This window comes from Arthrobacter antioxidans (assembly GCF_023100725.1).
Classification (GTDB): domain Bacteria; phylum Actinomycetota; class Actinomycetes; order Actinomycetales; family Micrococcaceae; genus Arthrobacter_D; species Arthrobacter_D antioxidans.
Genome location: NZ_CP095501.1, coordinates 2,821,623 through 2,835,116, shown reverse-complemented (window position 1 = coordinate 2,835,116; position 13,494 = coordinate 2,821,623). Strand labels below are relative to the sequence as shown.

The following is a 13,494-nucleotide window of genomic DNA, read 5'->3' as shown; positions in this document are numbered from 1 at the left end:
GCACGGCGCTGGAGGCTGGTCCTACTTTCGCCGCAATCTCCGTGCCCGAATGCCCTTCGACGTCGAGAGCGCTGCCTCGGGCTCAGCTTCCCCTCCCGGCACAGTCCCGGACCCACGCCGCGGCACTGTCATGGCGGCAACCTCCGTGAGCCGGGGGTGGAGATGGTCGTCGCCGTCGACCGTCCCCGATTGCCACGACAGCGTGAGCCCGTCCGTGGTGTCCTCGAGCGACGCGAGGTTGTTGTCGAACCACGGTCCCCTGATGTTCCGCCAGCGGAACGGTGGGTTGGGAACTTTCACGGAGCGCGCCACGAGGGCCCCGAGAGGTGCCGCCACGGCGTAGGAGAGGATGGCGGTGGAGGAGCGCAGGAGCCGCGGCAGCGGATTGCGGATCGGGGAGCAGACCACCTGGAGGATACGGCTGCCCGACGTCCTGTCCACTTCCGCGACGTACGAGAAGTGGACGTCTCCCGACAGGAAGGTCACAGTCTCCGGTGCCGGGCCCCGGTTGCCGTCCGCCACGTCCGTCGCCATGAGGGCCACGGCGCGGAAGCTGTTCTGGAAGGCGGCCCAGTGTTCGAGATCCATGCCCTGCCGCAGCTTCTCACCCAGCCGCGCGCCCCGCGCGCCCCATGCACCCTGTGCGAGGGCCTCGTCCCACGACTCGATGTGATGCAGCCCCAGCGGCAGGAGGAACGGCAGCGAGGTCCCCACCAGGAGGTGCCGGAATCCACCCACCATCTTGCCATCCAGCCATGCCGTCTCCTCCTCGCTGAGCAGGGCCCGCGCATCGGGTGTCAGCACGCGGGATACGCGGGAGTCGACCACGATCAGGCGTGTGTCATCGAAGTCGCGGCAGTAGCTCCAGCGGTAGCTGGCCGGGTCCTTGTCCGCCCGGTCGGCGAAGGCGTCGAGCTCCTCGCTCAGGTCGAGCTCGGCGGCGTCGTGATGGTTGACGATCCGTTGCCAGAGGCGGTCCTCGGCGCGCCGGTCCGGTGACAGGTTGCCGAGGTGCTGGTACACCCAGTACGACGCCAGGCCCGCGACGATCCGGTCCTGCCACCAGGAGGTGGCCTCCATCTCCTGCTTCCAAGAGGTGGAGGCGTTCCAGTCATCGCGGATGTCGTGGTCGTCGAAGATCATGGCACTGGGAAGGGTGGACAGCAACCAGCGGTTGGCGCTGTCGGACCAGGCCAGGTTGTACAGGTGGGCGTACTCCTCGTAGTCCTTCAGCTCGGCGCCGGGCTCCTCCTCGATGTCCCTCCGCCCGCGGATGAACTGCTGCATCTCCTCACTGGTGGAATCGGCATACACCTGGTCGCCGAGGAAGAGAATCAGGTCCGGCCGCGGTGAACTGTCGTCCTTCGTCCGGTCGAGCGCGTACGCACGCATGGCATCGATGCCGTGGGTCCGATTGCCCTCCTTGGTGTGGGGGACGCTCGTGCGGCAGGACCCGAAGGCCAGTCGCAGGGGCTTCCCCGGGGTGCGTGTCGCAATGCTCGACGGCGGGAATTCGGGAACCGATCCCGGGTCCGGCCAGGCCTGGTGTCCGTCGATCTCCACCGTGTAGGAGGTGACGCTTCCCGGCTCGAGGCCGTCCACCTCGACGAGCGCGTAATGGTGCCCGTGGACCGCGAACGTGCGTGCTTCCCAGGATCGCTGGGAGGCCCGGACGACGACGCGTGCCGCGGCGCCGACCTCCACCCAGACACTTGCCGAGGTTTCGTCGACGTACCGCAGTATGGGGCCAAGGACCAGGGGAGTTGGTGTCATACGTATGTTCTACCCCTCTCCCCGTCGGCCCGCAGGTCGATGTCGACGGGTTTGCCTTCGTGCTGGTCTGCGCGGTCCATGGCGATGCCCTCTGCCCAGGTGTCGTCCTTCGATGGTGAGCCGTACTGCACGACGAAGTGGGAGGCTTGGGGCTCATCCACACGAGAGAAAGCAAGGCTCGATGGCTTCCGCTGTGACCCTGATCCGCTCGACCGCCCTTTCGGACATGGTGCAGTACGCCTACGCGGCTACAGCACCGTCTGACGCGCGGCTGGTGTTCCTCGCAGGATCGTGTCCCCTCGATGAAGCCGGTGTCACGGTGGGCGAGGGTAACTATGCGGTGCAGGCGGCGAAGTGCATCGACAACATGCTGGTGGCGCTGGGCGACGCCGGTGCGACTCTCGAGGACGTGATCACTACACGCGTCCTCGTGGCATCCACCGACCGCGCCGACCTTGTGAGGGTATGGGGTGTTGTACGTGACAGGTTCGGCGGACACGACGTGCCAAGCACGCTGCTCGGGGTGACAGTTCTCGGGTACGAGCACCAGCTCGTGGAGATTGAAGCGGTAGCTGCCGTCCGCGACTGATGCATGGCGACGCCGCGTTCACGGATCCTGCCCACCCCGCGCTACGAAGCAACGAACTCGCCGAGCGCGGCCAGTAGGCGGTCGACGTCGTCGTCGTTGTTGTACGGCGCCAAGCCGATCCGCAGGGCGGCGCTGTCCTCGAGATCGAGGCGACGGAAGGCCTCGTACGCGTAGAAAGAACCTGCCGGCGCGAGGATGTTCCGTTCCGCAAGGAACCGGTAGGCATTCGCGGAGGACCGGCCCGGGAACGTCACCAGCAGTGTCGGTGTCCGATCCTGGGCTTTCGAGTGCAGTGTGACGGCGTCACCCAGTCCGGCCAGCCCTGCCTCGATGCGGGAGCGCAACGCGAGCTCGTACTCATCGACCACGTGAGTGGATGCGAGAAGGCGCGCACGGCGGCTGGTTGCGGCGCCGGGCGCGATCGCTGCGAGGAAATCCACGGCCACCGTGGCTCCGGCCATGATCTCGTACGGGAGGGTACCGAACTCGAACCGCTCAGGAACCTCGTTCGTGGACGGCAGCAGCTTGTCCGGCTGCAGTGACTCCAGTAGATCCGGGTCGGCCACGAGAACACCGCAATGAGGCCCGAGGAATTTGTAGGGCGAACAGGCGAAGAAGTCTGATCCCAACGCCTTCACATCGACCGCCGCGTGAGCGGTGTAGTGCACCCCGTCCACGTAGACCAGTGCGCCGACCGTGTGAGCGGCATCGGCAATGCGGCGCACCGGCGGTTTGGTGCCGAGCAGGTTCGACGCGGCGGTGATCGCTACCAGCTTCGTGCGCTCGGTGATCGCGGCTGCGACGGACGCTTCGTCGATCTCCGTGGTGTCCGGGTCGAAATCGATCCAGCGCACAGTGGCGCCGACCGCGGCGGCTGCTTGCAGCCAGGGGCGGATATTGGAGTCATGATCCAGGCGTGACACTACGACCTCGTCACCCGGCTGCCAGGTCTTGGCGAGGTGGCGGGAGAAGTCATAGGCGAGCTGCGTTGCGCTTCGGCCATAGACGACACCGCGAGGATGCGCCCCCAGCAGGTCGGCCATCGCCGCCCGGAATCGGCCGACCGCCGATTCGGCGTTGCTCTCCGAGCCCATACCGAAGCCGCGGTTGGACAGCGGCCCGGTGATGGCATCGGCTATCGCGGTTCCCACGACGGTGGGGGTTTGCGTTCCGCCGGGGCCGTCGAAATACGCGGTGCCGGTGAGCAGGGCGGGGAAGTGCGCGCGGAAGGCCGCGATGTCCAAGGTCATGTCGTTACCTTCTCAGGTGAGGGTCGATACGGAAAGACGTGCGGGCGAGAGCCGTCGTGGATCAGTCCGGGAGGTTTGCTCTGATCGCGATGAGTGTCAGGTCGAGGAGCGGAGTGGGTTGCTGCAACGCCGTGGCCCGAAGTGCGTAGTCACCGAGGATGTGGTCGACCTCTGATGGCAGTCCTGCGGTGAGGTCCCGGTACAGCGATGTGGTGAAGGACGACCCGGGTTCGGTCAGGAGCGCCACTGCTTGATGGTGCGCCGGACCCGACACGGGGTGTCCTGACCGGGCGGCGACGGCCTCGAGTTCGTCGATTGCCGCGCGTATTGCGCCTTCGCCGCCGGCGTCAAGGATGCGGCCCACGGGAGCGTGGAACAGGCAGTTGATGACGCTGGCAGCGGCGATGAACGCCCATTTGTCCCACAGCGCGCCCACCACGTCATCGGCGACCGAGAAGTCGATGCCCGGGACGTCAAGGGCGTCCCGGGCATCGTCCGCGACCGGAGCGTCTGTCAGGGAGCCCACCATCAGAGAACTCATGGACGTCTTCTGGTGGACGACGTCACCGTCGAGGGTCGCCACGATGCGGGCCAGACCGCCCAGTACCTGTCCCGGGTACGCCGCCTGGAGCTGGTCGATGTGCGCCATGCCGTTGAGGACCGGGAGGATGCGCGCGTGCGCGTCGATGAACGGGTGGACGTCGATGACTGCGGAGGAGAAGGCTGTTGCCTTGACCGTGATGAGCACGAGATCGAAGGCGGGCGCCGTGTCGGTGGTCGTGATGACCTGCACCGGGTGAGTTCGGTCGGCATCGGGGGTTACGAATCGTAAGCCGTCGCGGCGCAAGGCTTCTGCTTTGCGTTCACGGACGAGAAAGGTGACGTCTCGCCCTGCTTCCTGCAGCAGGGTCCCGAAGGCACCTCCTGTGGCTCCGGCCCCTACAACGAGTATCCGCACGACAACTCCTTCTCCCGGATCACGAACAACATGATGAACACTTCACCATGATCTGCACGGTGAGCGACCGTCCTGACTGTGACCGTTCGGTGTCGCTGATGTCCTATGACGGCGCGGCCGGTCCGAAGGCGAATCCTCCAACGGTCTGGCTTGGAGTTGGTCGGAGGAGGCGTCTTGGTTGGCAAGCAGCAGTGACTGCCGATACCGAGCTGAGCCCATCACCCACCTAGCTCGACACCCACAGAGCCGTGCCAAGACCGTTGAGGGCTAGGACAGTGCATGCTGCAATGGCTGCGCCTGCACTTAGCCCCCAGTACTTGCTCAGTGCGTCTTGTCCGGCTCTGTGACTGCTGGGCGCACGCGTAACAAAAGCAGGGCGCCGAAGCCGCCGGCCAAACCCAACCCGGTCCCAAGGATTACGCCCCCTAGGCAAAGGTTACCGATTGCCTAGGATTCACGCTCCAACCAGCGAATCGTGCAGAGTCCAGAGCTGCTTGAGCATACGTGATGACGAACATGCCTGTTCCAGCAATTAGCTCCACGACGGCACCTGTTGCGGCACTACGAAGGATGAGTCGTCCGGTGGTCTCAATTATGACGTGCACGGATGCCGTACTGGTAGCTAAAACACTAGCGACAGCCTCGCGGCGCTGCCCGCTGATGGATACCCGTAAGGGGGCCCTGTCATCAGCCAGCCAGAGGTGAAAGCGCCCCGGGCGGGGCTGGACTCGATTGGTTGTGGTCTGCGTGCACTGCCCATCGGTGGGATCCACTGATGCAAGCCCTATCCGAATCGAGCAACTCGGAGTTGCGTGGACCGAACAATAAGTTCCTCGATGGCGATCCATCTACCTGCCTACGAAGTCCGGCCCGAGGCCTTCAGGCGCTCAGTCACGAACTCAGTGAAGATGGATGTATCCGCATAATAATTCGGGTACGCCGCTTGCAGTTGGCTGATACGAGCGATATTAACGAGAACAACGTCTAGATCGTCATCATCCAGCGACTCAAGATCTGCCAGGCGGGCTTCAGCGTCAGCCATACGTTCATGCACCGTTACCGTGAGATTTCCGGCGGAACGTCGCAGTTCAAGCGTGAGTGCATTCCTCCGGTCACTCGTAGCATGGTTGCTTACGATCGCCGCGTAGCCTCGGAGTCGGCTGACGATTCCAAGCTCATCTTCGAGCTGCCGCATCTCACTAGTCAGTTCCCGGGTTGAGCCCTCGGCGCCAGGTACGGGCGCAACGTGTTCTTCTGCAGCCATCAGCGAGCTCACGACAACGAAAAAGCGGATAACTCTCAGGTCGCCCTTGGAATACTTCAACTCGCTTCCGGAGAAGAGATCCATTGTCTCTACCGCAGTCGCCCAAGCGTGCTGAAATTGCGTCCGGACCTGAAGTTCGATACGAAGCCCTTCGTACTCCTTTTTCGAAGCACGGTACTCATATGTGAGGTGCATGCCCCGGTAGCCGGAAGGCTTAGGCCCCGAGCGATCATTTTCCTCATCGTGGCGGAGATAGTCATAAACACGTACAATCCGGTTTCGCGCTCGAGGAGCGTTACGAAGTTCTCGGACAAGCTGGTCAACCTCCGCGAGGCTGGGAAAAATGACGCGACATCCTCCGAGGTCTTGCATCGTGACAACGTTCATCCTGGGATGGCGCTTAAGCTTGTCGAGGATCGTGGGCAGCCGCTTGAGTCGTTGAGCAATGACAGCGTGGCCATTGATGGTCAAGGCCTTCTGTCGAACCGTGACTGTGACCGCATTCAGCGGAAAAGCATGAGCGCTACGGAACTCACTAAGGACAGCACGAGCGTTCTCTAGCTCCACGGCGGAACCTATGCCTTTTCGGATTTGCTTACTGGCACGCTCGACGGCGCTCCGCGAGTATCCAGGTATGACTTTCTCCATCCCACCACCATAACGGCTGCCGGTCTTGAGATTGACGAATTGGTTTACGGGCAAGGCGACGAGACGTCCTTTATTCGGTGCGCGCGAGCCGGTCTTTCGTATGACGAGCTGGGCCCTGAACTTCGTGAAGCGATGGCAGCGGTCAGGGCCGGTGATACGCGCGTCGTCACGAAGCTCGATCGTCTGGGCACGATCACTGACGGACGCGCGTGACATCGCTGACGAACTCACGCAAGGGAATGGCCGTGAGTCTCGGTGCCAGCGTCCACAACCCGACCGACCCCATCGGACGGCTGCTGCTGAACGTCCTCGGAATAGTCGTCGAGTTCGTATCAGACCTCATCCGCAGGAGGACCAAAGAGGGCATGGCCGTAGCGAAAGCGAAGGGACAGTGCGCGGAAAGCCGACCAGGCTTGCTGTCGCACAGCGTCGGCACCTGCACGAGCTGCTCTACAAGGGCGACCATACCGAGCTCGCCGGACTTTTCGGCGTCTCCCGTACGACGGTCCATCGCGACGTGCAGCGCCACGCCATCGTCTCGAGGCCTGAAACCCCTTCGATGGAGGGCCGCCCGATACGGTGCGCCGACCGGGTGATACCGGCGTCGTTCCCTCGCTACTCGCGCAGCTGCTGCACCATGTCGAGGACGACGGCGCGGAGGTCGCCGTCGTTCTCCGCCGCCACCCTGCGCTGGCGCTGGTACCCGGCACCGCGCTGGAGGATCACCTCCACGTCCGCGAGTTCGCTGCTGCACCCGAGCTTCGCCGCGATCGGCTCGAGGCGGTTCAGGACGTCGACGAGGTGCTCGGTGACGAGCCGCTCGTTGCCCGCGGCGTCGAGGATGATGATCGCGTCGAGGCCGTAGCGGGCCGCCCGCCACTTGTTCTCCTGGATATGCCACGGCGGCATGGTGGGGATGCTCCCGCCGGCGTCGAGGGTCTCGGAGAACTCCTGCACCAGGCACTGGGTGAGGGCGGCGACCGCACCGACGTCCTGCAGGGTCGAGAGGCCGTCGCACACGCGCATCTCCACCGTGCCGAGGTTCCCGACCGGCCGGATGTCCCACCGGATCTCGCTGACGGAGTCGATCACCCCGGTGGTGAACATGTCCTGGACGTAGGACTCGTAGGCCGCCCAGTCGTCGAAGTGGAACGGCAGGCCCGCGGTGGGCAGCTGCTGGAACATGAGGGACCGCTGGGAGGCGTACCCGGTGTCCTCGCCGCCCCAGAACGGTGACGACGCCGAGAGCGCCTGGAAGTGCGGGAAGTAGTTCGTCAGGCCGTCCACCACCGGCAGCGCCTTGTCGCGCGAATCGAGCCCCACATGCACGTGCACCCCGTAGATGACCATCTGCCGGCCCCACCACTGCGTGCGGTCGATCAGCTTCGCGTACCGCTCCCGGTCCGTGACCTGCTGGGCCTTCGGGGCGCTGAAGGGGTGCGAGCCCGCGCAGAACAGTTCCACACCCATGGGATCGGTGACCTCGCGGACGGCGGAGAGGGAGCGGGCCAGATCCGCCTTGGCCTCACCGACCGAGGTGCAGATGCCCGTCACGAGCTCCACCGTGTTGAGGAGCAGCTCCTGCTTGATGTGCGGGTGCTCGTCGTCGTCCTGCAGCTCGGGGTGGTTCGTGCTGACCCCCCGCAGTACCTCACCCGCCACGGAGACGAGTTCCCCGTTGTAGCGGTCCACGAGGGCCAGCTCCCACTCGACGCCGAGTGTGGACTGGGCGGACTGCGCGAAGTCGATCTTCAAGGGCTTGCTCCTGGGGCGGTGCGGACGAGGAGGGTGACATGGTGCCTCGGCAACGCGCCGTCGCGGGAGGGACTCGTCCCAATATTAGTGCCTTGCCGGTGGTCGGAGGGCGGCGGTTCGGGGCCCGCGGACGGGGTGCTGCTGGGATGATGGGGAGGTGCCCATCCTGAACAAAGACATGACGCTCTGCATCTCCCTGGCCGCGCGGCCCAGCAACATCGGCACGCGCTTCCACAACTACCTCTACGAGGAGCTGGGGCTGAACTACATCTACAAGGCGTTCACCACCACGGACCTGCCGTCGGCCATCGCCGGCCTGCGCGGCCTCGGCATCCGCGGGTGCGCCGTCTCGATGCCGTTCAAGGAGGATGTCATAGCCCTCGTGGACCACCTCGACCCGTCCGCGCAGGCCATCGACTCCGTCAACACCATCGTGAACGACGACGGCGTCCTCACCGCCTACAACACGGACTACCTCGCGATCGAGCGGCTCCTGCGCGAGCACGCCGTGCCGGTGACGCACTCGGTCCTCGTGCGGGGATCCGGCGGCATGGCGAAGGCCGTCGTCGCCGCGCTGAGGGACTCCGGCTTCACGCAGGTCACCGTCGTCGCCCGCAACGAGCGCACAGGCCGGGCGCTCGCGGACCTGTACGGCTTCGGCTGGCAGCCGGAGGTGGGGGAGTCGACGGCGGATCTGCTCCTCAACGTGACCCCGCTGGGCATGACCGGCCCCGACGCCGACGCCCTCGCCTTCCCGCAGGCGGCGATCGACGCCGCGCAGGTGGTGTTCGACGTCGTCGCCTCTCCCTCGGAGACGCCGCTGATCCTCGCCGCCCGCGCGGCGGGCCGGCCGGTCATCACGGGGGCGGAGGTCGTCGCGCTGCAGGCCGAGGAGCAGTTCGTGCTCTACACGGGGATCCGGCCCACCCCGGAGCAGGTCCGGGCGGCGGGGGAGTTCTCGCGCCGGCAGGCCTGAGGACCGGCGGGGAGCGCAGAGGCTAGAGCCGGTACCACCGGATCCCGAGCGGCTCGAGGGTGATGCCCGCCTGCAGGAGCTCGGATCGGGCGCTGATCAGTTCCAGGGCGCCAGCCGGCAGGCCCGAGAGCGTCAGTGCGCTGATGTCCTGCGGGGTCTCCGCGAAGTTCGCGAACACGACGACGGTGGACTCCTCGCCGTCGAGCAGGCCGGGCCGCTGGTAGCCGAGGACATGCGGGTTGTCCGTGTGGAACGGCACGAGCCGGCCGCCCGAGAACTCCGGTGCCTGCCGACGCACCGTGAGCAGCCGCTGCAGTCCGGCGAAGACCGCGCCGGCGTCCGTCGTCGGGTCCGTCCGTGCGGCGTAGCGGTCCGCCGGGTAGGCGGGGCGGCCCACCCAGCGGCTGTCCTCGGCCTTCGCCGGATCGTCGAGGTAGGAGTAGTCGTTGAGCTGGCCCACCTCGTCACCGAGATAGAGCAGCGGGATGCCGCCGGTGCTGAGGACGATCGAATGGGCGAGGAGGACCCGCGCCACGGCGGCGTCGTCGTGCGCCTCCAGCCCGGCGAGGGACGCCGTGGTGCCGGAGATCCTGCAGTCCCCGGTGCGGGGGTTGTCCTGGAAGGGCACGCCGCGTGCGAAGCTGCCGGGGAAGCGGTCGACGTAGAAGGCGTTGAGGAACCGGCGGTGGTCGTGGCCGTCGATGCCGAGCTCCGCGGCGTCCTCGTCGGAGAACGTCCAGCCGATGTCGTCGTGGCTGCGCACGTAGTTGACCCAGGCCGTGCCCTCCGGGATGTCGTGTCGGCGTTCGAGGGCCTGGGCGAGCAGCGAGACCTCCCGCGTGGCCAGTGAGTTCCAGATGAGCGCCATCTGCAGCGGGTTGTAGCTGAGCTGGCATTCGCCGCGGTCGATGTACTGCACCACCTCGTCCGGGTGCACGATCGCCTCCGACTTGAACAGCAACGAGGGGGCCGCGAGGCGGCACACCGCGTTGAAGGCCTGCAGCAGCAGGTGCGCCTCGGGCAGGCTCTCGCAGGCGGTGCCGAGCTGCTTCCAGATGAAGGCGACGGCGTCCATCCGGATGATGTCCACCCCCTGGTTGGCGAGGTAGAGCATCTCGCCGGCCATGGCCCGGAAGACCTTCGGGTTGCGGTAGTTGAGGTCCCACTGGAAGGAGTGGAAGGTGGTCCACACCCAGCGGCCGTCCTCGAGCTGCACGAACGAGCCCGGGTGGTCGTCGGGGAAGATCTCCCGGACGGTCCGCTCATAGGCGTCCGGCATCTGCCGGTCGGGGTAGATGAGGTAGAAGTCCGCGTACTCAGGATCGCCGGCGACGGCCTTGCGCGCCCACTCGTGCTCGTTCGAGGTGTGGTTGAAGATGAAGTCGACCACGAGGGCTATCCCGTCCTCGCGCAACTCCCGGGCGAGGTCGGCGAGGTCGTCCATGGTGCCGAGGCCCGGGTCCACGTCGCGGTAGCTCGAGACCGCGTACCCGCCGTCGGAGTTCTCCTCGGGAGCCCGGAACAGGGGCATGAGATGCAGGTACGTGAGGCCGAGTTCTCGGAAGTAGGGGATCCGCGCGCGGAGGCCGGCGAGGTCCCCGGCATAGAGGTCCACGTAGCAGACACCGCCGAGCATCCGGTGCGACTGGAACCAGTCCGGGGCCATGGCACGGGAGGCATCGAGGGCCTTGAGGTCGGCCGGCCGGTCCTGCCAGGAGGTTGCGGCGTCGAGCGCCACCTGCAGGAGTTCGCCGTCCGCCCCGGGACCGTAGATGCGGTGGAACAGCGCCTGCAGGCGGGGGAACTCCGTGTCGAAGCGGGTCTGGAAGGACTGCCAGTCGGCGTCCGACGTCGTGGGACGGCGGGCCGAGCGGAGCTCTGCCCGGATGCGGTCCTGGGGCAGGGTGTGCGCGGAATCCATCCAGCCAGCCTATTCCAGCGCGAGGGGCGGCGCGGGATGCGCGAAGCGCCGCGCCCCTTCCGGGACGCGGCGCTTCGTGGTCACTGTGGCGGGAACCGCCGGGGATTACTCCGAGACGGGGATGGACTGCGACGTGAGGGAGTCGATGGTCTTCTGCTGCCCGTTCTCGAGGGCCTCCATCAGGGTGCCGGAGCCGCCGATGGCAGCACCGAATCCGTCGGAGACGTCCGTGTAGGTCTGCGTCATGGTGGGGCCCCACGTGAAGTCGGGGTTCACCTGGGCGGAAGCCTCGGAGAAGACCTCGTAGATCTTCTGTCCGCCGTAGTACTCGACGCCGCCGGCGAAGGACTCGAGGTCGGCTGCGGACTTCGCTGCCGGGTACAGGCCGCCCAGCTCGTTGGCCAGGGCCAGCGCTTCGGGGTCCGTGTTCAGCCAGAGCGCGAACTGCGCGGCCTCGGCCGGGTGCTCGGAGCCCTTCAGCACGGCCGTCGAGGAGCCGCCCCAGTTACCGGCGGTCTCGCCGCCGTCCTCCCACTGCGGCATCGGGGCGACGGCCCACTTGCCGGCCGTGTCGGGGGCGCCGGTCGAGAGCGTCGTCGCACCCCAGACCGCGGAGACCCAGGTCCACTGGTCGCCCTCGTTGAAGGAGGCGTTCCATTCGTCCGAGAAGGACGGCAGGGTGGAGACGAGGTCCTTGGACAGCAGGTCCTGCCAGTAGGTGGCGACCTCCTCGGACTCGGGGCTGGTCAGGTTGACGTCCCAGCTCTCGCCGTCGTTCGCGAACCACTGGCCGCCGTTCTGCCAGACCATCCCGGCGAACCAGTTCACGTCCGACTTCGGGAAGTTGGTGATGTAGGAGCCCTCGGCCTTGATCTGCTCGGCGGCCGCGGCGTACTCCTCCCAGGTGGTGGGCACCTCGATGCCGGCCTGCTCGAAGAGGTCGGCGCGGTAGTACATGGCCATGGGGCCGCTGTCCTGCGGGATCGCGTAGACGGCGTCCTCCTCGCCGAAGGTCACCTGGCCCCAGGTCCAGTCCACGAACTGGTCCTGCGCGTCGGCGACGCCCTCGCAGCCGGCGAGGTTCTCCAGGCCGTCCTGCACGCGGAAGTTCGGCAGGGCGTCGTACTCGATCTGGCCGAGGTCCGGCGCGTTGCCGGCCTGGATCTGGTTGAAGAAGTTCTGGTACGTGCCCGAGTTGCCGTTGGGTCCGGTCTGCACCTCGACCTGGATGTCGGGGTTGTCCGCGTTCCACAGCTCGACGACCTTGTCCATGCCGGGAACCCAGGTGGTGAACTGCAGGGTCACGGGCCCGTCGGAGGCCTCGCAGGCGCCCGCCTCGGCGCCTGCTTCAGAGCTGTCTCCGCCGGCTGAGCAGCCGGAGAGAGCCAGCGCAGAGATCATGGCAAAGGCCGCGGTGACTTTTCCGTAATGCGCGCGCATTGTCTTTCCTATCGGTTGATTGAGCAGTGCGGTGCGGGGGCGGACGCCCCGGCACCCGTGGTGCTGGTGGGGAGGATGAGGGGTGGTTACTTGACGCTGCCGGCGCCGAGGCCGCTGCTCCAGAACCGCTGGAGGGCGAGGAAGGCGATGATCAGCGGGACGATCGAGACCAGCGCCCCGACGATCACGAGGGACCGCAGCTCGGGGATCTGGCTGATCTGGCTGTTCCAGGCGTACAGTCCCAGGGTCACGGGGAAGAGCGCCTGGTCACGCAGCATGATCAGCGGCAGGAAGAAGTTGTTCCAGATCGCGACGAACTGGAACAGGAAGATGGTCACCAGGGCCGGTGCCATCAGGCGCGTGGACAGGCTGAAGAACGTCCGTATCTCCCCGGAGCCGTCGAGGCGTGCGGCCTCGAGCAGCTCGTTGGGGACACTCGCGGCCGCGTAGATCCGCGCCAGGTACACGCCGAAGGGGCTGACGAGGCTCGGCAGGAAGACGGCCAGCATGGTGTTGGTGAGCTCCACCCGGCTGAAGATCAGGAACAGGGGGAGGGCCAGGGCGGTGGCGGGGACCAGCACGCCGCTGAGCACGACGTTGAAGATCGCCTCGCGGCCCCGGAACTCGTACTTCGCGAGGGCATAGCCGCACATGGCCGCGATGATCGTCCCGATCAGGGCGCCGACGCCGGCGTAGAGGGCGGAGTTCAGCAGCCACCGGCCGAAGAGGCCATCCCCGTAGGTGAAGAGCCGGCCGAGGTTGTCGAAGAAGGTGCCGAGCGAGTTCGCGGTGAACCAGAGCGGCGCCGTGGAGGTGATCTCCCCGCCGGTCTTCGTCGAGGTGGTGAGCAGCCACCAGATGGGGGTCAGGAAGTAGAGGGTGAAGACACCCATGATGAGCATCGCCGCACTGCGGGACAT

Annotated in this window: 11 protein-coding genes and 1 pseudogene; 3 read left to right on the top strand and 9 right to left on the bottom strand. The window is 66.3% G+C overall.

Features of this window, described 5'->3' with window-relative positions; genetic code table 11:
• Nucleotides 1–21 precede the first annotated feature (21 nt).
• On the bottom strand, nucleotides 22–1,773 hold the full coding sequence (locus MWM45_RS13040) for an alkaline phosphatase D family protein (RefSeq protein ID WP_247826819.1): 1,752 nt from the start codon (nucleotides 1,771–1,773) through the stop codon (nucleotides 22–24).
• Nucleotides 1,770–1,934, bottom strand: a complete 165-nt coding sequence (locus MWM45_RS13035) for a hypothetical protein (RefSeq protein ID WP_247826818.1) — start codon at nucleotides 1,932–1,934, stop codon at nucleotides 1,770–1,772. Before MWM45_RS13035 ends, MWM45_RS13040 begins: the two co-directional genes overlap by 4 nt.
• Nucleotides 1,935–1,954: 20 nt before the next feature.
• Between MWM45_RS13035 and MWM45_RS13030 the strand changes: the two genes are divergently transcribed.
• Nucleotides 1,955–2,362, top strand: coding sequence for a RidA family protein (locus tag MWM45_RS13030; RefSeq protein WP_247826817.1), 408 nt, complete (start codon nucleotides 1,955–1,957; stop codon nucleotides 2,360–2,362).
• Between the two features lie 41 nt (nucleotides 2,363–2,403).
• Here the strand turns inward: MWM45_RS13030 and MWM45_RS13025 are convergent, their stop codons facing one another.
• From MWM45_RS13025 to MWM45_RS13015, 3 genes are all read right to left on the bottom strand, one after another.
• A complete protein-coding gene (locus MWM45_RS13025; protein WP_247826816.1) occupies nucleotides 2,404–3,612 on the bottom strand; it encodes a cysteine desulfurase-like protein in 1,209 nt (402 codons plus the stop codon).
• A 61-nt stretch (nucleotides 3,613–3,673) separates the two neighbouring features.
• Nucleotides 3,674–4,570: a ketopantoate reductase family protein gene (locus tag MWM45_RS13020; protein ID WP_247826815.1), complete on the bottom strand. Its 897-nt coding sequence runs from the start codon at nucleotides 4,568–4,570 to the stop codon at nucleotides 3,674–3,676.
• Nucleotides 4,571–5,426: 856 nt separating this feature from the next.
• Entirely contained in the window at nucleotides 5,427–6,482 is a 1,056-nt protein-coding gene (locus MWM45_RS13015) for a RelA/SpoT domain-containing protein (RefSeq protein WP_269076552.1), read from the bottom strand.
• Here MWM45_RS13015 and MWM45_RS13010 point away from each other — a divergent pair.
• Nucleotides 6,426–7,008: pseudogene (locus MWM45_RS13010) on the top strand (recombinase family protein); the annotation flags it as partial. The gene MWM45_RS13015 and the pseudogene MWM45_RS13010 overlap by 57 nt on opposite strands.
• Nucleotides 7,009–7,097: 89 nt before the next feature.
• Here MWM45_RS13010 and MWM45_RS13005 read toward each other — a convergent pair.
• Nucleotides 7,098–8,237 carry a glutamate--cysteine ligase gene (locus tag MWM45_RS13005; protein WP_247826814.1) on the bottom strand — a complete coding sequence of 380 codons (1,140 nt, stop codon included), beginning with the start codon at nucleotides 8,235–8,237 and terminating at the stop codon, nucleotides 7,098–7,100.
• Between the two features lie 157 nt (nucleotides 8,238–8,394).
• On the opposite strand from MWM45_RS13005, the gene MWM45_RS13000 reads away from it, so the two are divergent.
• A complete protein-coding gene (locus tag MWM45_RS13000) occupies nucleotides 8,395–9,213 on the top strand; it encodes a shikimate 5-dehydrogenase (protein WP_269076551.1) in 819 nt (272 codons plus the stop codon).
• 22 nt (nucleotides 9,214–9,235) lie between these two features.
• On the opposite strand, the gene MWM45_RS12995 is transcribed toward MWM45_RS13000, so the two are convergent.
• From MWM45_RS12995 to MWM45_RS12985, 3 genes are all read right to left on the bottom strand, one after another.
• A complete protein-coding gene (locus MWM45_RS12995) occupies nucleotides 9,236–11,134 on the bottom strand; it encodes an alpha-amylase family protein (RefSeq protein WP_247826813.1) in 1,899 nt (632 codons plus the stop codon).
• Nucleotides 11,135–11,239: 105 nt separating this feature from the next.
• Nucleotides 11,240–12,574, bottom strand: a complete 1,335-nt coding sequence (locus MWM45_RS12990; RefSeq protein ID WP_043440820.1) for an ABC transporter substrate-binding protein — start codon at nucleotides 12,572–12,574, stop codon at nucleotides 11,240–11,242.
• Nucleotides 12,575–12,660: 86 nt separating this feature from the next.
• Nucleotides 12,661–13,494 carry a carbohydrate ABC transporter permease gene (locus MWM45_RS12985; RefSeq protein WP_043441331.1) on the bottom strand — a complete coding sequence of 278 codons (834 nt, stop codon included), beginning with the start codon at nucleotides 13,492–13,494 and terminating at the stop codon, nucleotides 12,661–12,663.